This is a genomic window from Paraburkholderia sp. MM5496-R1, from assembly GCF_050436205.1.
Lineage (GTDB): Bacteria > Pseudomonadota > Gammaproteobacteria > Burkholderiales > Burkholderiaceae > Paraburkholderia > Paraburkholderia tuberum.
The window spans coordinates 51,370-74,775 of the sequence record NZ_JBNDLT010000001.1; the positions used below are offsets into that span (position 1 = coordinate 51,370).

Consider the following 23,406-nt stretch of genomic DNA (forward strand, 5'->3'; position numbering starts at 1 on the left):
TACGTTTGCAATAAACGCAAAATGCGAGGCGGCAATGCTCAAGGATCTGGAGGTATTTGTTGCGGTCGTCGAAGCCGGCAATTTCTCGCTGGCCGCGCGCGCGCTCGATGTGGCGGTGTCGTCGATCACGCGCCGGATCGACGGGCTGGAAGAGGAACTAGGCTGCGCGCTGTTCCTGCGTGGCAACCGCAAGCTGGTCTTGACCGATGCCGGGCAGCACTTTCTCGGTACTGCGCGCAACGTACTAGGGGAACTGATGGAGGCGCGCGATGAGCTATCGAGTCGGGATCAGGAGCCGCGCGGCCTGTTGACGATCACCGCGCCGGCATCGTTTGGCAGGCGCCATATCGCACCGGCGGTGCATACCTTTCTCGAGAAATTTCCGCGGATGCAGGTCGACCTGCATCTGAGCGATCGGTTGACGGATCTTTCGGTCGAACGCATCGATCTGGCGATTCGGATCGGACGCGATCTGAGTGGCGATCTGATTGCGACGCGTCTTGCGCCGGTGCGACGACTGGTATGCGCTGCACCTTCGTATCTGGCGCGGGCGGGCCAGCCGGAAACGCGAGAGCAGTTGTTGGAACATGAATGCCTGACGGTCTCGTCGAAGCCGACTCCGCCGGGCTGGTGGACTTTCCCGGGGCTCAACCGGGGCGCACCGTTGCGGGTCAACGGGCGATTTCAATGCGATGATACCGAGACCTTGGTCGACGCGGCGGTTGCGGGCTTGGGCATCGTTCATTTGGCGAGCTGGCTGGTAGGCGATTGTCTGCGTGATGGCAGACTCGTGTCGCTCTTTCCCGAGAATGACGGCAGCCCGGGAAAGGGGGCATCGGCGATTCATGCGGTGCGCCTGCCCGGACGCTCCAACGTGACCCGCGCGCGTCTGTTCCTCGAGCACGTGCGTGAGCACATCGGCGATCCGCCGTATTGGGATCGGATGCAGCCGACCACGGGTTCGTCAGGCCGACGCCGCGCGAAGCGGAACGACGCGAAGAGTTAGGCGGGTTCGCTTGCCCTGAGAAGTTCGATCGCCCATTCGACGAATACGCGCACCTTGGAGGCGAGATGCCGATTGGCCGGATAGGCAACATGCACAGCGATGTCATCGCCCCGCCAATCGGGAAAGAGGCGCACGAGTGCACCAGAGCGAAGGTGCGGGGTGACGAGGAACGCATAGGTGGTGAGTACGCCGAGCCCTGCAAGTCCAGCCGCTAGCGCGGCGCTCGAGTCGTTGACGCTTAACCGATGATTGCCGTGGATTTCGAAGAGCTGTTCGTCCCGATGGAGCTGGAAGACGAAGTCTCGCCCCGAGCGCGGCGAATTCATGCGGACGATCGTATGGCCTTGCATGAGGTCCGCGGGCTCGCGGGGTAGCCCGTGGCGCTGAATGTAGGCAGGCGACGCGCACGTCACGAGCGGCAGCGTACCGGCCGAGCGCGCGATCAGCGAGTCGCTGAGTAATGGCCCGAGACGCAGAACACAGTCAAGGTTCTCGGCGATGAGATCAACCGACCGGTTACCGACGCTCAGCTCGACCTGGACATCGGGATAGCGCGCAAAGAAGTCCGGCATGGCCGGGACGACCAATTGGTACGCCAACGAGCCGGGCAGTTCCACCCTGATTTTCCCCTTCGGCGACCGGGTTGCGCTCAGGACGCTGCCATCCAGCGAGCCAACCTCGTCAAGCACGCGAATCGAGCCCTCATAATAGATCTGGCCTTCCTGCGTCAGCGTGAGTTGACGACTTGTACGGTGCAGTAGCCTCACCCCCAGTTCTTTTTCGAGTTCCTGTATGAGGCGGGTGACGGACGATTTGGGCACATTCATGAGGTCTGCAGCACGCGTAAAAGTGCCCGAGTCGACGACACGAACGAAGGTCTGCATCGCGGCCAGCTTATCCATGCATCAGTCCTGTCAGATTGGGATGCATGCGGGTCGCGGGTCGATACAGATATTTGCGTCGTGCGAGGATGCATGCGATGTGCTGCGGCATTCTCGCACGGCGCCGGCGCTGAAAGCGTGTCGTAGAGTCGGTCGCTGGTAGGCTTGCGCCGCCATCAAGCCTCGCTCAGGAAGCTGACCAATGCCTGATATGCGTGCCCCCTGTTCTTTTCGAGCATGAGCATGTGGGTTGCTTCGCCCAGTTCGAGCCAACGCTTGTCCGGCGACCCGCTCAGTTGCGTGAAGTAATCCTGCGCAAGCGCGAGCGGCACGTCGACATCCCATTCTCCATGAATCAGCAGGACCGGCACTTCGATCTGGCCCGGGTCATAAAACGCCTTACCTGCTCCCCAGTACTCGCGAATGTCCTGAATCGGCCCGTTCGCGACACGGATCGACTGGTTCTTGCGCAACGCCTCGTCGGGCTCGGTGCGAACCGTATTGTCGAGCCATGCTTCGAAGCCGCCGTCCGGTATCAGTGTGTTGCGCTTCCACTCGGGGGCGGCATTGACCCAGCGCTCGCGCGCATCAGCCGCGCGCACCACCCGGTAACCACCCAGCAGGCCACCTGCGTCAAGTGGGATTGGCTTGTCGCTGACCCACTGTGGTGCAACGAGCCCGAGCCTGCGAACCTTGTGACCGTTGCGGGCCGTGAAGGCACCAGTCACGCTGCCGCCCCAGGACATTCCGATCACATTGATACGCGCGATTCCTGAAGTGCGCAGCACGAAGTTCACGGCGCTCGTGAAGTCGCGCACGCCGGATTCGGTACGCCCCAGCGGCTCGCTCTGCGCAGCGGCGACACTCATTTGCGGTGGTCGTGTCGACTCACCATAGCCGCGCACATCCACGGCGTAAACATCGAAGCCAGCGCGAGCGAGGTAGTCCATAAACGAATAACCGCCGATCGGCGTGTCGTAAAGGCTGCCGGATCCGTAGGTGGCGCCGTGCATCAACATCACGGTGCGTGCTTCGCCAAAGTCGGTGCGGCCTGCCGGCCGCTTGTTGCGGATGTGAAGCTCGATCTCGGGCGTATCGCTCGGGATCATGAAGTCGCGGGATTCAATCGGTGCTTGCGTTGCCATGATGTTTGCTCTCTTGGTGGAGAGGTTTAGCGGGGCAGCCAGGCGAAACCGCCGGCCTGCCTTTCGACGACGCCCACGGACGTTCCAGGGAAATGACTGCTGAAGAACAGCGAGTGCCGGTCTGCGGCGTGGTTCAGCGCCCAGAGCCGCGAGTGCTCGGCATCGTCGGGAAACTCGCAGAAAGTCGAGTTCCACTCGGGCTTGGCTATCTGAATCGGGTGATGCATGACGTCGCCTGAAAACAGTGCATGCTGCCCTTCAGAAGTGAAGCCGAACGACAGATGGTCGAAGCTGTGGCCTTTGGTTTGATAGAACGTGAACCCCTCCAGGCCTTCGAGCGTGGGCTGGCTTTGTGCGTCGATCAACAGGGCGTGGCCCGCATCGATAATCGGCTGCACGCTGTCCTCGAATACGCCGACGCTCGGTGTCTGCACGTGCACTTCGTCGGCATAGAAACGGTACTCGGCACCCGAGAACACGTAGGTCGCATTGGCGAACGTCGGGCGCCACGCGTCACCTTTTCGCACCGTGTTCCAGCCGACGTGATCGACGTGCAGATGCGTGATCAGCACGAAGTCGACGTCGGCCGGCTGAACGCCGGCTGCGGCAAGGCGCTGGAGGTACTGCGTATCGAGTTGATTGAACACGGGGTTCAGTGGTCGATGCTTGCCGTTGCCGGCACCCGTGTCGATCAGGACGGTTTTGCCCTCCGTCTGCACGACCCAGCTATGCACGCTCAACGCGAGCGTTTCACCGTCTTGCGAGACGTTCTCGCGGCCGATCCATGGCGGCGGATCGTTGGCAAGGATCGTGCGATCCCGGTCGGGAAACAGGTAGGCCGAAGGAATCTCAGAAAGAACGAGCTCGGCGACCCGTGTCACGGTCGCAGTGCCGATCCGATATCGATGAATGGTGTCCACTTTGATTGCTCGTCCTTTTGGAAGAGGCCGCGACGATGTGTCGATGCGTGGACGTATAGTCGTGCTTCCCGCCGTCTAGAAGAAGCCGGGCTGGGCGAAAGCATGGTTGCGCAAAAACGAACGTTGTGACGCCTAGACTGGATGGCCGCTTAGGGTGCAACGGCGCTGGCTGATGGACTGCAGCGACAGCTTTTCCGGCTTTCCGGGTATGGCGGCCCGGGTTGTCATGAATGACGCGGACCCGCCGCCGCTGTTTTTTTGTAGGTGTTAAGTGTTCACGAAAATCTGATTTGAAAATCTGAGCCGAATCCGTCGAGCAGTTTTTTGACCTCGGCATCGATGGTTTCCTTGGTCCAAGTGACGAAGCGGCGCAAGTGATACTTGGCGTGCTTCCAGAGGATTTCGATGAGATTCAGTTCGGGGCTGTAGGGCGGCAGATAGAACAGCACCATGCGATGTTCGAGAAACCATCGGTCGATTGTTTCCTGATCGATGTTGTGATGGATCGAGGCGTTGTCGAGCACCACTACCGTCGTCAGACCGGGCGTGCTTTCCCGCGCGATCTGCTCAAGGAATTGCACGACATCGGGGCGTTTGATCGTGGTCTTGTGGTGTGATAGGTCAGCAGGTTGGCGCCGAAATCCAGTGCACCAAGGACGGAGCGTTTGCAGTGCGGTTGCGGGAACACACGATGCGGTTCGCCGATGGGCGACCAGCCGCGCTGCACCGGGGGCGAAGCACTGAACCCGGATTGATCGAAGTAGAACAGCTGGCACGCACCGTCGAGTGCGGCCTGCTGTAGCTTCGTGAGGGTGGAGGCCTTCACGGCGAACTCCTCGGGGTTACGCTTTTTTTGAGCGAATAGCGACCACGCTTGTAGGAAAACCCCGCTCGTTTGAGCGCAGTCGACAAGGTATCCAGGCGGCAGGGAAACGGCACACCATGAGGTTCTTCAACGCGCTGCGCAATCTGTCTGAGAGTCGTCAATTCGGCGCTGGCGGCCTCGATGGCGGTCGCGATCATGGCTTCAGACAACGAACGGGGACGTCCGCCTCTATGACCGACCAGCAGCCCACATATGCCGGATTCTCGCCACGCGTGCGCCCAGTTGTAGACCGACTGCCCGCTCACGCTGAGCTGCGCAGCCACTTCAGTCAGTTTGATCTTGCGGCCGAGCATCATCACGCCCGCGGCCCGGGTGCGCATGTCGCGATGCTGGTGGTTCAACGACATCTGTTGCAAGGTCTTTTCCTCGGCTTCGCTCAGCTCTACAACACACTTCATCTGGACTCCGGCGCAATGGGTTCGCCGAAGTTAACAAAATTCAAACGCGTTTACCAGCAACACTTAGGTGGCGCGTTGTCGACGTGTAGCGGTCATTCAAATTAGAGCGACCGGCGAGGTTCAATCGTGGGTTACACGCGAGGTGCCTGATGAGGCCGCTATGGTCGATAATGGCCGCCCATTTTTTTCAGTCGTGGTGCGTGCATGAATCGATCCGCTAGCGCGGCAGCGAAGCTGCCTGAACATGAGCGTCAGGACCTGGCGGTTCGGGCATTGGCGGGATCCGGGACGATCAGCGCGCTGGCCGCGCGGCACGGCGTGAGCCGCAAATTCGTCTACGCGCAAACGCGCAAGGCCGGCGTCGCGCTGGCGGACGCGTTCGCGTCGGCGGTACCGGAGGATGAAGTGCTGTTCGAGTTGCCGGTCAGCCAGAGGTGGCTACGCCAGGTGATGGTTGCGCTGACGCTGATCTGCCGCAGCTCGTATCGCGGCGTGGTGGAGTTCATGCGCGACTTGCTGGGCGTGTCCACCAGTGTGGGCAACGTTCACGACGTGCAGCAATGGGCCGCGCAGCAAGCGGCCGCGCTCAACCGCGAGCAAGACCTGTCCGGCATTCGCGTGGGCTTGCACGACGAGATCTTCCAGGGCTCGCGGCCGGTGCTGGCCGGCGTCGATGCCGAGTCGACCTACTGCTACTTGCTGGCGGCCGAGGCCCATCGCGACGGCGACACCTGGGGCGTGCACCTGCTGGACGCGGCGCAGCAGGGACTGGCGCCCGACTACACGATTGCCGATGCCGGCCAGGGCCTGCGCGCCGGGCAGAAGGCCGCCTGGGGCGACACGCCGTGCCATGGCGATGTGTTCCACATCCAGCGCCAGTGCGAAGGACTGGCCAACACGCTGGGCAACCTCGCCAGGGGCGCCCGGTCGCGGCGCGAGAAGCTGCAAGCCAGGCTCAACCAGCCGCGCTCGCGGGGGCGCGCCGGCGGCTTCGCTGCCCAGCTGAGGCGGGCACGTCGGACAGAGGCGCAGGCGCATCAGCTAGCCTGCGACATCCGCACGCTGACCCAGTGGCTCAGTCATGACATCGTGTCGCTGGCGGGTCCGCAACTCGCCACGCGGCAAGCGCTGTTCGACTTCATCGTCGAGGAATTGGGCGTGCGCGAAGCGCTGGATGCGCGCCGCATCCGCCCGGTGCGCATCGCGCTGCAGAACCAGCGCGATGACCTGCCCGCGTTCGCCGGCGTGCTCGATGAGAAGCTCGCCGCGATCGCGCAGCGCGCCAACATCTCGGATGAACTCGTGCGCGCCGCGTGTGTGCTGCATCGCAAGCCGCGCACCTCACCTGCGTACTGGCAGGGATGATGGGGCCGGCTACGCGCCAGACTGGGCGGCCAGTTCCACGCCGTGTTCGCCGCGGTGTCCGAGGCCATGGCCCACACGCCGCGCAGCAGTGCGCTCGTCGAAAATCTGAACTCGCGCTTGCGCAACTATTTCACGCTGCGTCGCCATCTGGGCGCCCCTTACCTCGACCTGCTGCGCTTCTTCCTGAATCATCGGCGCTTCGTGCGCAGCCGCCGGGCCGAGCGTCAAGGCAAAAGTCCGTGTGAGTTGATGACGGGGCGGGACCACCCGCACTGGCTCACGATGCTGGGACTCGGACCACTTCAACCGCGGCAAGCCTGAGCGCGGGAGGTCGAAACCCAAGACCTCCAAATCCATCGGGATACTAATCAAAAATCAAAACACCGCCCTCCATGAGCGGTGCGGCTCAGCTCGTCCGTGTTACCCAAAATCGGCGCTTTTCGAACCACGCCGGTGGCACTACGCCCGCGGCAGGCGTCGGCCAAACCGGCGCGATGCTCGGCGTTAAGCATCTTTTTTAAACTAAAATTGAACTGGTCGTGTGAGACAACGGAAAGCGTTCGATATGCTAGTGCGTCGCCTCAGGTCGTATGGACTGTTACGAATGGCCGAGCGGACGAGGATGATGGACGCGCCTGAAAATCGAGAGCCAACCGGGAAACGGTTCCGTGGTTCAGTTGCGCGTTCAAGAAGATGGTCGCAGTGCAGATGGTTAGCGCAATCCAACCGGAGCGACCAGGACCATAACTGTCCTATATTTGCGCTTGCGGGATATCAGGACCACGCCGACAGACTGTGACTCTCGCTAGCTACAGGGCCGATTTTCGATGCGTATCAAAGGCAGGATCGGAGTTCGCTGTTGCCCCGATATTCCTGTCTATCACGACTCATCGCGTTGGTTTGCATGATTTTGTTCCTCCTGCGGCACCGACAAATGGCGGCTCGGACCCGTAGCGGGAACAAATTTATTTGAAGAAATTTTGCATGAAATTGTTCCTTTAACGGACTATTGAAGCAATTTTGTAGGTGCCGACGCCTGGGCCGGACTTTGGATGACACCCAGCGCTGTCTAACGTTGTCATGTCGCTCAACCCCGAGTGCTTCAATCGTATTGGCAGCCGCTAGCCGGACCGTTCGCGCGCTCAGCAAGAGACGGCTGATATGACTCCGCTTGTCAAGAGGGGATCGGTTTTGGGTTTTGAGCTGCCATCTGAATTTCCTGAGGGCGACGTAGCAGTAAATCTCGACGGTGGATCATGCTGATATCCGCGGGTTGGTTACCGCATTACAGAAGTCCGCCCAGCGAGCCTGCCGCTATCTAGTGCCGCAAGTCGAATCAAATCCGTTGCCTAACCGTCTCGCGGGTTGCTCGGGTGCCGGGCTACGCCGCTTTCAGGAAACTCTTGCTCGGGTGGTGAGGTTGATTTACTTGTTGCTCAAGGGTTCGGTCACGCCATGCGCACCTCGGGCCGTACGGAGAGCGACATGGCGAGCTGGCTGATGTCCCAGATGAAACCGGCGAGTTCGCGAGCGACCGCGACCACCGCAATATTCTTCTGCTTGCCGCGCGCGAGGAGCTTCCGGTAGCGCCGGCACAGGCGCATCTGCGCGTCCCAGGCGCGGTCAACGATGGGCTTGGGGATGCCTTCGTGGCGGCGCTGGATTTCGGGGCTCACGCGGGCCGGATGCTGGTAGCTCCAGGCCGCTTCCACCAGCAACTTTCTTGCATAGCTGTTGCCGTTCTTGGTGATGCTGCCCTGACGGCGCTTGTCGCCCGACGAGTGTTCGGATGGCGTCACCCCCAGCCAGGCCATCAGCTGGCGCGGGTGGGCGAAGCGTGACAGATCCCCGAGCTCAGCGAGCATGCCCACTGCCGTGGTGAACTGCACGCCGCGCATCGTCTGCAGGCCCAGCACGGCAGGATAGAATCGCCAGTTGACGACAGCCTCGCGCAACGCGGCCTCCAGCCGGTCGCATTGCGCCAGGCGATCCTCGATCGTGCGCCGATACTCCTCGAACGCCAGTTGCTGCCAGACGCTGTCGAAAGCATAGGCGCTGAGCCAGCGCCGGTGCGCAGGTCCCCAGTCGGCGCGGCCGGCATAGCGCACGCCATGCAAGAGCAGAAAGGCCTTCAGCCGTTGCCGCGCACGCTTAAGATCGTCCTTGGCGCTGACCCACGCGCGAGCCAGATCGCGGAATGCTTCGTCTTCCACGCTTGGCACGTACACCGCTGACAGGTCGCCGGCGCGCAGCGACCGCACCAGCTTGATCGCATCACGCCGGTCAGTCTTGACCCGATCGCCCGGCTTTTTCGGAATCAGCGACGGCGCGCACACCAGGCAGTCGAATCCCTTCTGCACGAGCTGACGATAAAGTCCATAGCCGCACGGGCCCGCCTCGTAGACGATGCGGATGTGCCGCGCCTTCGATTGCAGGCGCGTACACAGCCGATCAATATCCGTCTTCGTCGTGCCAATCTTGCCGAGCAGTTCGACCTCGCCTGTGCCCAGCGCATAGGCAACCGTGATCGAATCCTTGTGAACGTCGAGCCCTACGTACAGTGTGATATCTTTTTCCACGCTGGCCTCCGTGATGGATATCGCCGGGTGTGGCCCTGTCCACACCGTGCGGCTCTGGCAGAAATACTAACCCGCGTTTGAGTCCTCGCGGCGGGCCAGCCTCTACCTCGCGGAGTCATACTGACTAGTGAATCGCGTCTTGTCGCCGACCATTTCACGGCGCTGCTCGATCAGGCTCATCAGACAACGCATACCCGCGCTTTGCGGCCTCAGCGGAGCGAACCGCTCGGGATGCAAAGCAGCAGATCGAGTGCCAGTTCGGCATCGGTGGGATCGTCTTTGGCCCGACTCGGTTTGAACGCCTCGCGGTATTTTGCGAGCGTCGATGGATTAAACGGAAAGAGGACCAGGAAATCATACTTCTGAAGCGCGGAAACAGTTGGTCCCCTTGCCAGCTCGAGGGCAACTGCGATCATCCCATCAAAGCGCTGATGCAATCCCTTTGCCCACTCATCAATGCATGCGACCTGATGGGAACACAACTGAACTCTCGTCTGGTGTCGTCGGCAGCCTGCAGGCAGATATCGTGTTTCGTATCCGCCCAGTGCCGCAGTGCGGCACTCGGGGGGCATGTGCTGCGCTGCGCCGGCTGCGACCGGATCGAGGTTGCCTACAACTCCTGCCGCAACCGTCATTGCCCGAAGTGCCAGGGCAGTGCTGCGCATCGCTGGCTCCAGGCACGCCAGGCCGATCTGCTTCCGGTCGGGTACTACCATGTCGTCTTCACGCTGCCCGCGCCCATCAGTGCCATCGCCTGGTACAACAAGGCCGTCATCTACGGGCTGCTGTTCGATATCGCCGCCGAAACGCTACGCACCATTGCCGCTGATCCGAAGCACCTCGGCGCCCAGATCGGCGCGACGCTCGTGCTGCACACCTGGGGCTCGGCACTCACGCATCATCCGCACGTACACGGTATCGTCCCCGGTGGTGGGCTGTCGCCCGATGGTCAGCGGTGGATCGGATGCCGGCCCGGCTTCTTCCTGCCGGTACGTGTGCTATCGCGCCTGTTCCGCAGGCGCTTGCTCGAAGCGCTCACGGACGCGCACCGGCACGGCCACCTGCAGTTCTTCGGCCAGTACGCTGAACTTGCCGACCCAGCTGTCTTTGACGGGTGGCTTGCGCCGCTGCGTGCCTGCGAATGGGTCGTCTACGCAAAGCGTCCCTTTGCAGGACCCGAAGCAGTGCTCGCGTACCTGTCGCGCTATACGCACCGCGTCGCGATCTCCAGCCAGCGCCTGCTTGCATTCGATGAACGCGGCGTGACCTTCCGCTGGAAGGACTACCGTGCGAAGGGGCACACCCGCTACAAGACCATGACCCTCGAAGCCGGCGAGTTCATGCGCCGCTTTATATGAACGCGTCCCGTTTGCAACAGTTTTCGTGTGTTCAGACAGACAGGATGGGCTGCAGCTTTATATCCGGCCTTGTTGCAGCCAGTATTGCTGCTGCGGGCCTCTATGAAATACGCTGACTCGCACCTCATTTCCTGCGCGAGCTCGAAGCTCGACGGCGCATTCAGGTTTAGCGAGTCCCGGTCCTACCTGGTTTGTCATCACACTCGATTGCTGCGCAACCTTTCGACGTTCACCCTGTGTTAAGCGTTGATCTTCTGCTTGGCGTGAACCATTCAGGCGGGCTTCACGCTCACGTAGGCCTTCTGGTACGGCTGGTCATGGGCCAGCACGGCCCAGATCGTCCGCGCCATCTTGTTCGCCAATGCAACCACCACCACATTCTTTGGCCGCCGCCTCATCATCTGCTCGACCCACTCGCCGGGTTCTTTTGCGTGCTCTATTACGCTACGCGCGCCGTGGATCAGCAGTGTGCGCAAATAGGTATCGCCTCTCTTGCTGATCCCGTGCAGGTTCACTTTTCCGCCCGAGCCGGTTTGCTTCGGCACGATGCCAACCCATGCGGCAAACTCCCGCCCCGAACTGAATGCTTTCGGATCACCCATCATTGAGACGGCTGCCGTTGCCGTCAACAGCCCGACGCCGCAAATTTCGCTAACCGCTTTCACCGCCTTGTCGTCCTTCTTCCACTCGCGCATCCGGCGCTCGATCTCGGCAACCTGTTCGTCCAGCTTCGCCAGTCCATTCCACCGCTCGCGAAACGTATCGATCAGCACGGCAGGCAGGCGCTCCGCGATCCGTTCGAGCACGACCGGTATCTCTTTGTTCAGCTTGTTCCGGCCCTTGCTCATGATCTCTCCATATTCCATCAGCAGTCCACGCAGGTTGTTGATCTGCATCGTGCGAAATTTGATCAGCTGCTGCCGCATACGGTGTAGCGCCAGCATCGCCTGCTGTATCTCGGTCTTCACCGCGACGGCCTTGCCGGGTTGCTGCACAGCCATCCAGATTGCACGGGCGTCTGCCGCATCGTTCTTGTTGCGGATGTTGAACGCCTTCACAAACTTCGCCGGCATCAGCTTTACCACGTGACCCATGTTCGTAAGTTGCCGGGCCCAGTGGTGCGATCCGCCGCACGCCTCCATGCCGATCAGGCACGGAGCCCGGTTCGCGAAGTACTCGAGAAACTTTGCCCGCTTGATCGGCTTGTTCACGATTTCTCCGGTTTCCTGATCGACGTAGTGGACCTGAAACACCGACTTTGCAATGTCAATCCCAACTGGCGTAAGCTTCACGACGGATCCTCCGGTTTGCCTGGAAACTTCGTATTTTCCACGTAGGCACATCGGCCTGTGAGGATCCAGCTTCCTTTGCGCTCATATACTCGGGTGGGACGCGTTCATTTCATTTCCTGCTCCATGTGCTGCCCGGTGGCTTCCATCGTATCCGTCACTACGGACTGCTCGCCAACCCGGTGCGCCGCGCCAGTCTCGCGAAGGTCCGCGAACTGCTGCACGTCGCGACCGACGTCAACACATCAGCTCACCAAACCGTCATCGAAACGCGCCCCGCCTTCATCTGCCGGCACTGCGGCGCGCCGATGATCGTCATCGATATCCTTGCGCGCACTGCACCGATCCGCGCACCACCCACGCGCCGGGGCGAGATATGAGCGCCACTGTTCCAGGACGAACAACCCGACCCTCGGCTTTGCGGCAACGCGGCCCACGAGCAGACCTTTGCGTCTGTCGCTTCGCACAGGCCCTTGCACGTCCGTTCCGCCATCACGATGGCGCCACTGCACCGCTTCGGCACAACCTCAGCCCTCAGCCGGCCTCCCGCCTGACCACGCATCCCGCAACACCGCTCGCCATCCCGGGCAATCAATCGCCATAGCCCCGAAGACTCCATTGCATCAGAGCACTCCGCGGTTTCCTCCCTTCAGGTTTATTCAACGCCTGCCCGCACGCGCCGGCGCGCACCCCGAGTCCACGGACATGGGCAGGCATCGAACAAACCTCAAGAACTGCTGTCCCCGAGAAGCCGGTTTCGATGGCCGGACCACTCCGTTACCTGCCGTTGAACCATTGACAGAGCGACCGGCCGCTCCGGGTCGCGTGCTGCCGCTCGTGGCACGCACGGGTCGATCGCACGACGATCGGCAAAGTACGGCCATCTCCAGCCGTTCGCCTGATACCGTGCGCTTTCCTCGGAAGCCCAAGAGGAATCACTTGCGCACACCGAATCGCGTTGTTCATCCTGTTCGGCACGCAACCGACCACGACCGATGACACCAGAAGTACGACGTAGTTGTGCGGGAAATGCCCCGAGATATACTTTCCGCATGGAACTCGACCCCCGCGACCTCGATAAAATCAGTGCCGTCACGTTGCAGCACTACGACGCGCACGCGGAAGATTTCCGCAACGGCACGTACGACCACGACGTCACGCAGAACATCGCGGCGCTCCTGCACCATATCGAAGTCGAGCCGCCTCTTACGATCCTGGATTTCGGCTGCGGGCCGGGGCGAGATCTCAAGGCCTTCACTACACTCGGCCATTGCGCGGTCGGCCTCGATGGCGCCGAGCGCTTCGTTGCGATGGCGCGTGACGCGACTGGCTGCGACGTCTGGCAGCAGGATTTCCTGCATCTCGATTTGCCGGCCGCGCACTTTGACGGCATTTTCGCCAACGCCGCGCTGTTCCATGTCCCGAGTCAGGCGTTGCCGCGCGTGTTGCGGCAATTGCACGCGACGCTGAAGCCCGGCGGCGTGCTGTTCAGCTCCAACCCGCGCGGCACGAATCAGGAAGGCTGGAGCCACGGCCGCTACGGCGTCTTCCATGATTTCGAAGCATGGCGCCGATATATGGCGGACGCAGGCTTCGTCGAAATTGAGCACTATTACCGGCCCGCCGGCTTGCCGCGTGAGCGGCAGCCGTGGCTAGCCAGCGTGTGGCGCAAGCCGGTTGCCTGAAACGCCAAGGGGCTGTTCCACAGTATGGCCGCGCTGGGCTTGGCAGATGCTTGCGTTCAAGCCGCTCTGATGCAGCGCAAAGCAGCCGATTTGCAACAGTGTCCATCGCGCAGAGATACGGCCAGTCGTGGATCTCAGACAATCGGCAGAAGCGGGGACGCCTGTCGTCGACCGCGGCAGGCAGAGGGCGGCCAGCTGCGGTCGCCCATCGGCCGTAGACGGCAGTCATTCGATGGGCTGTAGCGGTCTCGATAGCGGACATTCTTGGTGGGTGCGGATCGAATAGGGACGCGCGTCCAGATCTGAGAACAGCCTATTTGAGCCGCCTCATGCGCCGTTCGCGACCGCCTGCTCCTCGCGCGCATACTGCGTGGGCGGCCGACCGACGTGCCGCGTGAAGGCGACGCTGAAGGTGCTGGCTGAACTGTAGCCGACGCGCTGCGCAATCTCAGCGATGCGGCCTTCATTGCGACGCAGCAGGTCCTTCGCGAGTGCCATGCGCCAGGTGAGCAGATATTCCATCGGCGCGATGCCGACCGTGCGGCTGAAGCGCTCGAAAAAGGTCGAGCGCGAGAGCGCGGCCTCCTTGGCGAGCTCAGCAACGGTCCACGCGCGCGTCGGACGTTCGTGCATCCTGCGGATCGCGGCCGCGAGGCGGCCGTCGGAAAGCCCGCGCACCAGGCCCGGCGACGCTTTGGTCTGTGCCGCGGACCGCAGCGCTTCGATGAGCAGCACTTCCAGCAGTCGTGAGAGCACGACCTCGCGCGCAGGCCGCTGCTCGCGTGTTTCCTCTCGCACCAGTTGCACGAGCGTGGCCAACCGCTGTTCTCCGCGGACATGCACGAACTGCGGTAGCAGCGAAACCAGCAGGGACGCATCCGGTGAGCCGAAGCTGCAGTAGCCGGCCACCATGCGCGCGTCGATGGGGCTACCGGGGTCGCCGATTCTGAATTCACCGTTGCCCAGCGCGATGGGCGTCAGCGTCTCGACACCCGGTGGTGGCGGTTCGATGCTCGACATCGCGATGCCGTAGGCCGCGGGAATCAGGACAAAGTCACCCGACAGGAGCTCGATGGGCTCATGTCCGTCGATCGCGATGCGGCACCCGCCTTCGAGGATCACGCAATAGAACGGCTGGCCGGCGTCCGAGCGGCTGACGCGCCAGGGACTAGCGCCTTGGACGAGCTTGGAGAACCGGGCACCCGGCTGCAGCAGCGTCACGACTTCCGCCAACGGGTCGATCATCGCCGGACTCCTGCAAATGAAATTCGGATGATTGATTGTAGCAAGTACGACTCTGGCGATCTACCTTATGGACTCGAACCCCCACAGGAGTCTCCATGAAAACAGTACTGATCACCGGCTGCTCTTCCGGATTCGGTCTCGAGATCGCCCGCTACTTCCTGGCGCGCGACTGGCAGGTCATCGCCACGATGCGCACGCCGCGTGCCGACGTGCTGCAGCCTTCAGACCACCTGCGCGTGCTGGCGCTCGACGTCACGAATCCGGAGAGCATTCGCGAGACTGTCGCGGCCGCCGGCCCGATCGACGTGCTCGTCAATAACGCGGGGTTCGGCGCGGCGTCCCCAGCCGAGTTCGTCCCGATCGCAACGGTACGCGAAATTTTCGAAACCAATACCTTCGGCACGATCGCATTGACGCAAGCGGTGCTGCCCCAGTTTCGCCAGCGCAGGGCCGGCGTGATCGTGAACGTCACGTCGAGCGTGACGCTGAAGGCCCTGCCCCTGATTGCCGCGTACCGTGCAAGCAAGGCGGCGGTGAATGCGTTCACCGAGTCGATGGTGCTGGAGCTCGAACAGTTCGGCATCCGGGCGCGCCTGGTGCTGCCGGGACGTGCGCCCGACACCCGCTTCGGAGACAACGCGCGCGCCCACATGCACGGCCTCGATCACGATGCCTATGCCGATCTCGTCAAGGCGGTCTTCGCGCGGCTGGGGGATACGTCTGCCCCGGTCACCCGGGCGCAGGACGTCGCCGAAGCGGTGTGGCGCGCGACGACCGATCCGTCAGCGCCGATGCGCATCCCGGCCGGCGCCGACGCCGAAGCCTGGGCTGCCGAGGCTCACTAACCAGCCAGTGGCATCGCCCTGAGCTGAACTGAAAAACGGAACTGGCTTTTGCGCGCTACAGCGCAACACCGCAAGGAGATTGCCATGCAGGACAAACCCGTTGCCCTGATCACCGGGGCTAATCGAGGCATAGGCCTTCAGATCGCCAGGGATCTCGCGGTGCACGGCTTCACTGTGCTGGTCGGGTCGCGCAATCTCGAGCGCGGCGAGGCTGCGGCCAAGGAGGTGGGGCCGGACGGGCACGCGCTCCAACTCGACGTGACGGATCAGGCTTCGGTCATAGCCGCGGCGGAGCGCGTACGCAACGAGTTCGGCCGCCTCGACGTGCTCATCCAGAACGCCGCGATTTCGAACACGAAAAAGCGGTCCGGTCAGTCCGTCGAGGAGTACGCGAAGACGACCCGCCCAAGCAACGTGTCCCTCGATGAGATGCGCGCGGTGTGGGACACCAACGTGTTCGGCGTGCTCGCCGTTTATCAGGCGATGCTGCCGCTTCTGCGCGCGACGCCGGGCGCCCGCATCGTCAACGTGTCGAGCGGCGTTGGGTCGCTAACGACGAACTCGGACCCGGCCTTCGCGTACCGTGCGATTTTCGGCCCCGTCTATCCGGCGTCCAAAACGGCTCTCAACGCCTTGACAGTCGCCATGGCGATCGAGCTGGAGGTGGACGGGATCAGGGTCAACGCTGTCTCCCCGGGCTTTACCAGGACGAACCTCAATGGATATGCGGGCACCGAGACCGTCGAGGAAGGCGCTCGCGAAGCGGTGCGCGTCGCGCTGCTGGGCTCGGAGAGCCCCACAGGGACATTCACGCGCTGGGAGAATGAAAGTGTGCCGCAGCACACAGGAAAGAGGTTCGGTATGAACTGATGGACTGTGTACAAGCTGCATGAGAGATGAGGGCAGGCCCCTCGGAGTCGGCGTTCAGGCGCGGGCTTCAAACCACCCCAAGCTGCTGCGGTAAAGAGCCGTGGTGGTGAGCGTTGGGGTCAAAGCGCTGAGGATATACCTCGGGCAGGTATGGATCAGAGAGACGAACGAAAGTGAACCTTCCGATCACGCGTCGTAATCCAGAGACTTGTCGTCAAAACCAGGGGCGTTTCTATCTTCTGGGACAAGCCTGCCGGAAACCTGATTACTGGGCAGGCGGCGGCCGGCGTAGAGGGGGCGTGAAGCTGATCCAGGCTCTTGTGTGGAACTGCGGGAACCAGTCGTTCCGATGTGAAGGGAGAAGCTCAAGTGGTAGAAGCCACGAGGCGAGAGTACCGATGCGGAGCACTGGGACGGACCAACCCGTACGAGCGATGAAGGCTGGTAATGCGGCTGGAGCAAAGGGGTTGGGTCAGGCAGTCGTGCTTGGGGTTCAACTGGCAACAGGAGGAAACTCATGAGCACGACAAAACCGTTTGTCATTGACAAGTGGCTGGTGTACGAGGCTTTCAAGGCGGTTAAAGCCAATGCGGGATCGGCTGGGGTGGATCAACAGTCGCTCGCGGACTTCGAGGCGGACCTGAAAGGCAATCTGTACAAGGTTTGGAATCGGATGTCCTCGGGTAGCTACTTCCCCGATCCGGTCAAAGCGGTCGCCATTCCGAAAAAGAATGGCGGGGAGAGAATTCTAGGGGTGCCAACTGTATCGGATCGTGTGGCACAGATGGTGGTCAAGCAGGTCATTGAACCGGAGATCGAATCGATCTTCCTGCCGGACTCATATGGCTACCGGCCCGGGAAATCGGCGCTGGATGCTGTCGGGGTAACCCGGGAGCGGTGCTGGAAATATGACTGGGTTCTTGAGTTTGATATCAAAGGCCTGTTTGACAACATCGACCATGACCTGTTACAGCGCGCTCTTAGAAGGCATGTGAAGAGCGACTGGGCCATGCTGTACATCGACCGGTGGCTGAAGGCCCCGCTGCAACTGTCGGACGGAACCCGGGTGGAACGCACCCGGGGGACACCGCAGGGCGGGGTCGTCAGCCCAGTGCTATCAAATCTGTTCCTGCACTACACGATCGATGTCTGGATGGGCCGGACGTTTCCTGATCTTCCCTGGTGCCGGTATGCGGATGATGGACTGGTTCACTGCCGGACTGAGCAGGAAGCGCAAGCCGTCAAGGCGGCGCTTCAGGCAAGGTTGGCGGAGTGCCATCTGGAAATGCATCCGGACAAGACCAAAATCGTCTACTGCAAGGATGGCAGTCGCAAAGGGCGGTATCCGAACACGCAGTTTGACTTTCTCGGATACTGCTTTCGACGGCGAATCGTGAGGAATCGCAAACGCAACAGCATATTTGTGAACTTCACGCCAGCCGTCAGTGCGGCGGCCCTAAAGTCCATGCGGCAGACGACTCGCGAGGCACGCTTCCAAACCCGGACATATCTCAGCGTGGCTGACATCGCCCGTATGCACAACCCAGTCCTGCGAGGCTGGTTGAGCTATTACGGGAAATTCAGTCCGTCAGCGATGTATCCGGTGCTCAGACACTTCAACAGGACGTTGATCGCTTGGGCAATGCGGAAGTATAAGCGTCTGAAAGGACACAGAACGCGGGCAGCTCTCTTCGTCGAAGGCATTGCGAAGCGGCAACCGCGACTGTTCGTACACTGGCAACGGGGGATGACAGGTGCGTTCGCTTGATGGGAGCGGTGTGAGTCGAGAGGCTCACGCACCGTTCTGCGAGAGGCTGGAGGTGAGATTCCTGCGGCCTACTCACCCGATCCCGTGGTGAGGGAGTCGCGGGCGCGCGATCGAAGGGATCGATGGATTGGGCCGGGGCGGATGCAAATCGGCCCGTTCGCCTAAACAATCGGTCACTGCGTTGTGTTTTGCTTTCATCGGATTGATGCCGGCTGACCGGCCACTCGGCAAATTCGATGAGGCGACCGGCAGTTGCACCTCGGAGCCAGCCGTTGCTGTCGCGCGAGTTCGAGCGGCGGCTCAGGGTCGATTTTCGCCGCCCGAGACGGCCGTACGAGACCAGGTTTTATGTAAATCGATGCGTGTTCGCTGTGATGGTGGAGAGTGTCAAGCAGGAAGTCCGGCGCATTGACTCAGGATTTTTGCTACCAAGCAGCGGCTGTTGCCTCATGTAATTTGCTACCCGTCAGAATGCTGGCGGGAGCGACTTATGACGAGGCGGCTCAGCATGACAACACGACGGGAATTGACTGAGGCAGTCGGTGAGCGGTACCGCCGTTCCGACCGGAACGAGAAGCGCGAGATACTCGACGAGTTTGTTGAGGTGAGCGGTTATCATCGCAAGCACGCTATCCGTGTGCTGTGCCGGGAGGCTCAGCCTTCAGAAGCGAAGCCCGGGCCGCAGCGACGCTACGACGACCAGGTGCAGGCTGCGCTGATCACGCTGTGGGAGGCTGCCGACCGGATCTGCGGCAAACGACTGAAAGCGCTCATCCCCGCGCTGATCGATTCGATGACCCGGCACGGCCATCTGACGCTATCGAAGCAGCTGCGCCAACGGCTGAACCAGATCAGCGCCGCCACCATCGACCGGCTGCTGCGCGAGGTCCGGGAGCAGGCCTTCGCCGGCCAGCGCCGGCGCGCCGGCGGAGTCGGCAATGCGATTCGCCGTGCGGTGCCGATCCGGACCTTCTCCGACTGGAAAGATCCGCTACCCGGCTATCTCGAGGTGGATTTCGTCGAGCATTGCGGTGGCACCAGGATCGACGGTGACTTCGTGCACAGCTTTGCGATGACAGACGTTGCGACCGGCTGGACCGAATGCCTGGCGATGCCGTATCGCAGCGGTGCACTCGTTCTTCAACACATTGAGCGGGTGAGCCGTGCGCTGCCGTTTCCGCTACGCGGTCTGGATTGCGATAACGATACCGCCTTCATGAACGAGGCCGTATTCGACTTCTGCAAGGCGACGGGTATCGAGCTGACACGTTCACGTGCCTACAAGAAAAACGACCAGGCCTGGGTCGAGCAGAAGAATGGATCAGTCGTGCGCCGTCTTGTAGGGTATGGCCGGTTGCGTGGACTTGCCGCTACCGGAACCCTCGCGTCCCTCTACGAGGTGTCGCGGCTGTACATCAACTTCTTCCAGCCGTCATTCAAGCTGAAATCGAAAACACGCCACGGTGCACGGGTGACGAAGCACTACGAAGCGCCTCTGACGCCCCTCGAGCGGGTTCTGCGATCGCCGTCGATACCCGAGCCGATCAAACGGCGGTTGCGTGCGCGGTTCCGCGCGCTCGATCCACTCGATCTGTCGCGCCGCATGCGCGAAGCACAGCAGCACGTCGCGCAATGCAGTGCATCCGGCACGGCGCCGGCAGAAACACAAACGGCTGGTCCGATTCCCCTCGCTGACTTCCTGGCGAGTCTTGGAACAGCATGGCACGACGGAGAGGTTCGAGCGACGCATCCCCGAAAGGCGCGCGTCGCACACACCTGGCGCAGCCGCGAAGATCCGTTCGAGCATACATGGTCGACCATACAGCAATGGCTTGAAAACGAGCCCGGTATTACGGCCAGAAAGCTGCATGAAAGTGTCGTCGCCATGGCTCCCGCGATGTACTCCAGTGCCCAGTTGCGCACCCTGCAGCGCCGCGTGAAGGCATGGCGCTCGAACCGCGCGAGAGAACTGGTGACGATGATCCTCGGTGGTGCGGACGCGGTGAAGGCTGGTGCCGCTACGCAGCACCAGCCTTCACCGCAAAACAATCAAGAGCGACAATCACCCGGGAGTAACATCATCCCATGAGGCAACACGACCGGACGAAATCATTGTCGCCCCACAGTCCGGAGCGACCGGCCGCAGGACGGGCAGCTGACGGGCCAGAGTGCCGTGTTGTATGTGGAGCAGTTTGCGTGTTGCCGCAATTGCTGTTGCAAACTGACGCGGTGGCACTGGTACCAACACGCATGCTGGAGCGGCTGCAGACTCAATGCCACCTGCATGTCGTAGGGCCGGCCCTCCCGCCGTTTGACATTGCTCTGGCTTGGGGGCCCATGGCTGAAAAGGATGCCGGACATCGCTGGTTCAGGGGACTCTTCGCCCGCCTTGCTCTTTGAGGTCATGGCGCGACACTTCCGTGGGGCGTTCGAGAAATGGCTGTTATTTGACGATCAACCCAGTACCGGACATCGGCGAGCGGCACTCGAAAACGCATTTGTTTGGCGGCGCCGATTCGTCGGAGTCCAACGCAGACAAACGAGCGTGCTGCGGCGCGCTCTTTCTTAAGTTTTTGTTGACCGATTGGTCGAGATTACGGCGAAGTTTGACGGCGCATGATGTCGGAATGGAGTCAACCGCACCGGCGCGTTCGACGGCGCGAAAGAGCAGTGCCTGACGCTGGCGCGCGAGCGGGCGCGCTGGAGCTGACGCACCGGGTCGACCAATTCGGCGATGGGCATGCGCAAGGGTCGACAGCGTTCAAGACCCGCTGCACGCGGCCTTCGGCAGCGCGTTCATCGCCTCGGGCGAATTCTTCAAATCGCGACAGCGCCGACACCCGGCTGACAAGACCACGCAGGATTTTTGCGCTCACGGTGGACATCCATTTTCCCGACGCGCGCAAATCCTGCGCACCTGCGGACAATTGTGTTCAAATATGCACACGATACCAACGGTGCATCTATGGAACAAAATTCTCAGCTCGTTGCACGTATTCATCGGGCCGCATTCGAGCTTTTCGCCGAGAAGGGCGAGACTCAGGTAACTATCAGTGAGCTGGCCCAGGCGGCCGGAATCGCACGAGGGACCGTCTATAACCATGTTCCGTCGCCCCAGGCGCTGTTCGAAACCGTCGCCACCCGGATGGCGGAAGAAATGCACGTGCGGGTCGTTGCAAGCTTCGCGGATGTCCCGGACCCGGTACAGCGACTGGCAAACGGTATCCGTTACTTCATCCGTCGCGCCCACGAAGAGCCGCAATGGGGCCGCTTCCTGAGCCGCTTCGCCTTCAGTCGCGGCGCACTACAGACGCAGACCATGTGGACCGGACCGACGATACGGGACGTGCTCGACGATGGGCTGGAGCAGCATCGGTATGACTTCCGGCCAGACCAACTGCATTCGGCAATCGCCCTGGTCGCTGGCGCCGTGTTCGCCTCGATCGTTCTCGTCCTCGACGGCCATCGCACGTGGCGCGACGCTGGTTCTGATACCGCAGAGCTGGTCCTGCGCGGTCTCGGCGTGGAGGTCGCCGCTGCCCGACGCTACGCGGCGGCCGAATTGCCGCCTCTGCCCGAATGCGCGTAACGCACCGTGTTCGTTTTTCTTTGCGCCAGTGAACAAAGTGCCCGTCCTTGTGCGCCCCGCGAAACATCAGCGTCAGAAACTGCATCTTCCGCCGGACATCCCGGTCCACTTCCGCTTTGACGTTCAGTCATTAGAATCCTCGGCGACGTCCAGGCGCTTGATCCGTCGGAGCTGCCCCTGTCGAGACGACTCTGGCGTCGAACGTCGGTCAGCAGGGCACGGCGTCCGCGGTCCAGAACGACTGCACCAGCATGCCCGCCATCCCAGGCGGGACCTTATGAACTGAGCTTCCGGCAGCGCGGTGTCGCTCAATTGACCCGTGCTGCGGGTGATCGGGCAGGCGAACCGGTACCCAGCCTAGGCTGCGTCCGCGCGCCCCGTGGTGCGGCGTACCAGGGATCGCGTCTGTTCTGCAGACCCGCAAGCATGGACCGGGGACTACGGGCGGTTCCCGCGGCCATTTCCCGAACGACACGATCAACGGCCGCGGCGGTTACGACTATGCGAGCTACAACAATGTGACCGGACGATCAGCGTAAAAACGGGCTCCGGCACGGCGATCCCAATAAACGTCAGTGCGCACGACCTGCCGCGCCATGTCGATGCGCACGCCTGCACCGCGTTCGCCGTTATCCATTATTGCCACCGGCTTCGTCGGCCGCTGGCTACCGCAAAGCCTTCGGCTAATTGCCTAAGGTTTCCACGCCGCTTGCGGCCACAAGCGTATCGCGACCTTGAGCGCGACCAGGTACGGGGCGGGCGACTGCCGGTGCCTCGGTTTCCTTTACCCGACCCTCACCCGCGCGATATCCATCCTTGCCGACGAACTTTAGCGGGGCCGTCTGGTTGCCCTTTCGCAGCCGGGGGAGCGCTCGCTCTGACAAGTTCGTCGAGCCGGCGCCTCGAGAGCCACCAACTCGTTCACTAATGAGAAAACGGTGTGACAGCGAGGGAACCAAGGGTAATCGATGATGAACATTACTAGCTCGCCGTGTACACTAGTGTTCAACAGTGATCTTAAACGTCAATACCACAGGCAGCGACGTGACGTCAGCCCGACCTCCCATGAGCACGATCGAAACTCCGACTCACGTCACCTGCCCACTGCGGCCAGGAGCACCGCTGATTCGTCTCTGCGCTGCGCGCGAGAGTTCACCGGCGGTGCAGCTGCATGTCGGCGCGAGGTGTTCGTTGGGCGCTTACCACCCCCAATGCAGTGAGCCGACGCCTGCTTCGCGCTTGCGCGTCCTGGTGCGCGACGTGCCGGGCGATGGCCGGACAACGAGGCGCCTGAGCAGTACGGACGGCTGGGCCGAGCCCCGTCCGTTCATTGGCGGGCACGCCGCACGCGCGATACCGCCATACATGGGCCAGGGTGGGGGTCACGCAATGCGCGACGCGGCTAACCGCGCCTGGAATCTACCGCTATTGCCGTGCGGCACCGCTGACGGGTGGCTGATAGGCACGTACGAGCCCAGGCAGCCGGCTCGGCGCAGAACGGACGCATTCATGCCGGCTCGCACGCGCCGTCAACTTCATCGTCCATCCAGCAGCAGTTGTTTCCACTGACAGAGCTA

Annotated in this window: 20 protein-coding genes and 2 pseudogenes; 12 read left to right on the top strand and 10 right to left on the bottom strand. The window is 61.9% G+C overall.

Annotated elements, in window-relative coordinates:
- The first annotated feature begins 34 nt into the window (after positions 1-34).
- Positions 35-1,006, top strand: coding sequence for a LysR substrate-binding domain-containing protein (locus tag OKW38_RS00260; RefSeq protein WP_429359443.1), 972 nt, complete (start codon positions 35-37; stop codon positions 1,004-1,006).
- Here OKW38_RS00260 and OKW38_RS00265 read toward each other — a convergent pair.
- From OKW38_RS00265 to OKW38_RS00290, 6 genes are all read right to left on the bottom strand, one after another.
- On the bottom strand, positions 1,003-1,908 hold the full coding sequence (locus OKW38_RS00265) for a LysR family transcriptional regulator (protein WP_429359445.1): 906 nt from the start codon (positions 1,906-1,908) through the stop codon (positions 1,003-1,005). The genes OKW38_RS00260 and OKW38_RS00265 overlap by 4 nt on opposite strands.
- 155 nt (positions 1,909-2,063) lie before the next feature.
- Positions 2,064-2,906, bottom strand: a complete 843-nt coding sequence (locus OKW38_RS00270) for an alpha/beta hydrolase (RefSeq protein ID WP_429359447.1) — start codon at positions 2,904-2,906, stop codon at positions 2,064-2,066.
- 152 nt (positions 2,907-3,058) lie between these two features.
- On the bottom strand, positions 3,059-3,952 hold the full coding sequence (locus OKW38_RS00275; RefSeq protein ID WP_429359449.1) for an MBL fold metallo-hydrolase: 894 nt from the start codon (positions 3,950-3,952) through the stop codon (positions 3,059-3,061).
- Positions 3,953-4,227: 275 nt separating this feature from the next.
- Positions 4,228-4,533 carry a transposase gene (locus tag OKW38_RS00280; RefSeq protein ID WP_429359451.1) on the bottom strand — a complete coding sequence of 102 codons (306 nt, stop codon included), beginning with the start codon at positions 4,531-4,533 and terminating at the stop codon, positions 4,228-4,230.
- The gene (locus tag OKW38_RS00285; protein WP_429359453.1) at positions 4,488-4,778 is read right to left on the bottom strand and encodes a hypothetical protein; all 291 of its coding nucleotides are present in this window, start codon (positions 4,776-4,778) and stop codon (positions 4,488-4,490) included. The genes OKW38_RS00280 and OKW38_RS00285 overlap by 46 nt, the downstream gene beginning before the upstream one ends.
- Positions 4,775-5,185, bottom strand: coding sequence for a helix-turn-helix domain-containing protein (locus tag OKW38_RS00290; protein WP_429360644.1), 411 nt, complete (start codon positions 5,183-5,185; stop codon positions 4,775-4,777). Before OKW38_RS00290 ends, OKW38_RS00285 begins: the two co-directional genes overlap by 4 nt.
- A gap of 255 nt (positions 5,186-5,440) precedes the next feature.
- On the opposite strand from OKW38_RS00290, the gene OKW38_RS00295 reads away from it, so the two are divergent.
- Together OKW38_RS00295 and OKW38_RS00300 are read left to right on the top strand one after the other, a co-directional pair.
- The gene (locus OKW38_RS00295; protein WP_429359455.1) at positions 5,441-6,601 is read left to right on the top strand and encodes a hypothetical protein; all 1,161 of its coding nucleotides are present in this window, start codon (positions 5,441-5,443) and stop codon (positions 6,599-6,601) included.
- A gap of 66 nt (positions 6,602-6,667) precedes the next feature.
- Positions 6,668-6,922, top strand: a complete 255-nt coding sequence (locus OKW38_RS00300) for a hypothetical protein (RefSeq protein ID WP_429359457.1) — start codon at positions 6,668-6,670, stop codon at positions 6,920-6,922.
- A gap of 1,127 nt (positions 6,923-8,049) precedes the next feature.
- On the opposite strand, the gene OKW38_RS00305 is transcribed toward OKW38_RS00300, so the two are convergent.
- Positions 8,050-9,180 carry an IS110 family transposase gene (locus OKW38_RS00305; RefSeq protein ID WP_090803864.1) on the bottom strand — a complete coding sequence of 377 codons (1,131 nt, stop codon included), beginning with the start codon at positions 9,178-9,180 and terminating at the stop codon, positions 8,050-8,052.
- Between the two features lie 209 nt (positions 9,181-9,389).
- Positions 9,390-9,662: a hypothetical protein gene (locus tag OKW38_RS00310; RefSeq protein ID WP_429359458.1), complete on the bottom strand. Its 273-nt coding sequence runs from the start codon at positions 9,660-9,662 to the stop codon at positions 9,390-9,392.
- 63 nt (positions 9,663-9,725) lie between these two features.
- On the opposite strand from OKW38_RS00310, the pseudogene OKW38_RS00315 reads away from it, so the two are divergent.
- Positions 9,726-10,535: pseudogene (locus OKW38_RS00315) on the top strand (IS91 family transposase); the annotation flags it as partial.
- A 275-nt stretch (positions 10,536-10,810) separates the two neighbouring features.
- On the opposite strand, the gene OKW38_RS00320 reads toward OKW38_RS00315, so the two are convergent.
- Positions 10,811-11,830, bottom strand: a complete 1,020-nt coding sequence (locus OKW38_RS00320; RefSeq protein ID WP_429359459.1) for an IS110 family transposase — start codon at positions 11,828-11,830, stop codon at positions 10,811-10,813.
- 113 nt (positions 11,831-11,943) lie between these two features.
- On the opposite strand from OKW38_RS00320, the pseudogene OKW38_RS00325 reads away from it, so the two are divergent.
- Positions 11,944-12,207: pseudogene (locus tag OKW38_RS00325) on the top strand (transposase); the annotation flags it as partial.
- 672 nt (positions 12,208-12,879) lie between these two features.
- A complete protein-coding gene (locus OKW38_RS00330; RefSeq protein ID WP_187630453.1) occupies positions 12,880-13,512 on the top strand; it encodes a class I SAM-dependent methyltransferase in 633 nt (210 codons plus the stop codon).
- Positions 13,513-13,839: 327 nt separating this feature from the next.
- Here the strand turns inward: OKW38_RS00330 and OKW38_RS00335 are convergent, their stop codons facing one another.
- Positions 13,840-14,757 (bottom strand): AraC family transcriptional regulator, encoded by a 918-nt coding sequence (locus tag OKW38_RS00335; protein ID WP_429359460.1) that lies wholly within the window; start codon positions 14,755-14,757, stop codon positions 13,840-13,842.
- Between the two features lie 95 nt (positions 14,758-14,852).
- Between OKW38_RS00335 and OKW38_RS00340 the strand changes: the two genes are divergently transcribed.
- From OKW38_RS00340 to OKW38_RS00365, 6 genes are all read left to right on the top strand, one after another.
- Entirely contained in the window at positions 14,853-15,602 is a 750-nt protein-coding gene (locus OKW38_RS00340; RefSeq protein ID WP_429359462.1) for an SDR family oxidoreductase, read from the top strand.
- 84 nt (positions 15,603-15,686) lie between these two features.
- Positions 15,687-16,472: an SDR family oxidoreductase gene (locus OKW38_RS00345; protein WP_429359464.1), complete on the top strand. Its 786-nt coding sequence runs from the start codon at positions 15,687-15,689 to the stop codon at positions 16,470-16,472.
- 517 nt (positions 16,473-16,989) lie between these two features.
- The gene (ltrA, locus tag OKW38_RS00350) at positions 16,990-18,240 is read left to right on the top strand and encodes a group II intron reverse transcriptase/maturase (protein ID WP_429359465.1); all 1,251 of its coding nucleotides are present in this window, start codon (positions 16,990-16,992) and stop codon (positions 18,238-18,240) included.
- Between the two features lie 508 nt (positions 18,241-18,748).
- Positions 18,749-20,329, top strand: coding sequence for an integrase catalytic domain-containing protein (locus tag OKW38_RS00355; protein WP_429359467.1), 1,581 nt, complete (start codon positions 18,749-18,751; stop codon positions 20,327-20,329).
- Positions 20,330-21,205: 876 nt separating this feature from the next.
- A complete protein-coding gene (locus tag OKW38_RS00360) occupies positions 21,206-21,829 on the top strand; it encodes a TetR/AcrR family transcriptional regulator (protein WP_187619115.1) in 624 nt (207 codons plus the stop codon).
- 1,065 nt (positions 21,830-22,894) lie between these two features.
- The gene (locus OKW38_RS00365; protein WP_429359468.1) at positions 22,895-23,398 is read left to right on the top strand and encodes an FAD-dependent monooxygenase; all 504 of its coding nucleotides are present in this window, start codon (positions 22,895-22,897) and stop codon (positions 23,396-23,398) included.
- Positions 23,399-23,406 lie beyond the last annotated feature (8 nt).

Excerpts from the sequence above, each read along its gene's own strand:
- OKW38_RS00260 (WP_429359443.1), top strand. The coding sequence starts at position 35 with ATGCTCAAGGATCTGGAGGTATTTGTTGCGGTCGTCGAAGCCGGCAAT.
- OKW38_RS00265 (WP_429359445.1), bottom strand. The coding sequence starts at position 1,908 with ATGGATAAGCTGGCCGCGATGCAGACCTTCGTTCGTGTCGTCGACTCG.
- OKW38_RS00270 (WP_429359447.1), bottom strand. The coding sequence starts at position 2,906 with ATGTTGATGCACGGCGCCACCTACGGATCCGGCAGCCTTTACGACACG.
- OKW38_RS00290 (WP_429360644.1), bottom strand. The coding sequence starts at position 5,185 with ATGTCGTTGAACCACCAGCATCGCGACATGCGCACCCGGGCCGCGGGC.
- OKW38_RS00295 (WP_429359455.1), top strand. The coding sequence starts at position 5,441 with ATGAATCGATCCGCTAGCGCGGCAGCGAAGCTGCCTGAACATGAGCGT.
- OKW38_RS00300 (WP_429359457.1), top strand. The coding sequence starts at position 6,668 with ATGGCCCACACGCCGCGCAGCAGTGCGCTCGTCGAAAATCTGAACTCG.
- OKW38_RS00330 (WP_187630453.1), top strand. The coding sequence starts at position 12,880 with ATGGAACTCGACCCCCGCGACCTCGATAAAATCAGTGCCGTCACGTTG.
- OKW38_RS00335 (WP_429359460.1), bottom strand. The coding sequence starts at position 14,757 with ATGATCGACCCGTTGGCGGAAGTCGTGACGCTGCTGCAGCCGGGTGCC.
- OKW38_RS00340 (WP_429359462.1), top strand. The coding sequence starts at position 14,853 with ATGAAAACAGTACTGATCACCGGCTGCTCTTCCGGATTCGGTCTCGAG.
- OKW38_RS00345 (WP_429359464.1), top strand. The coding sequence starts at position 15,687 with ATGCAGGACAAACCCGTTGCCCTGATCACCGGGGCTAATCGAGGCATA.
- ltrA (WP_429359465.1), top strand. The coding sequence starts at position 16,990 with ATGAGCACGACAAAACCGTTTGTCATTGACAAGTGGCTGGTGTACGAG.
- OKW38_RS00355 (WP_429359467.1), top strand. The coding sequence starts at position 18,749 with ATGACAACACGACGGGAATTGACTGAGGCAGTCGGTGAGCGGTACCGC.
- OKW38_RS00360 (WP_187619115.1), top strand. The coding sequence starts at position 21,206 with ATGGAACAAAATTCTCAGCTCGTTGCACGTATTCATCGGGCCGCATTC.
- OKW38_RS00365 (WP_429359468.1), top strand. The coding sequence starts at position 22,895 with ATGAGCACGATCGAAACTCCGACTCACGTCACCTGCCCACTGCGGCCA.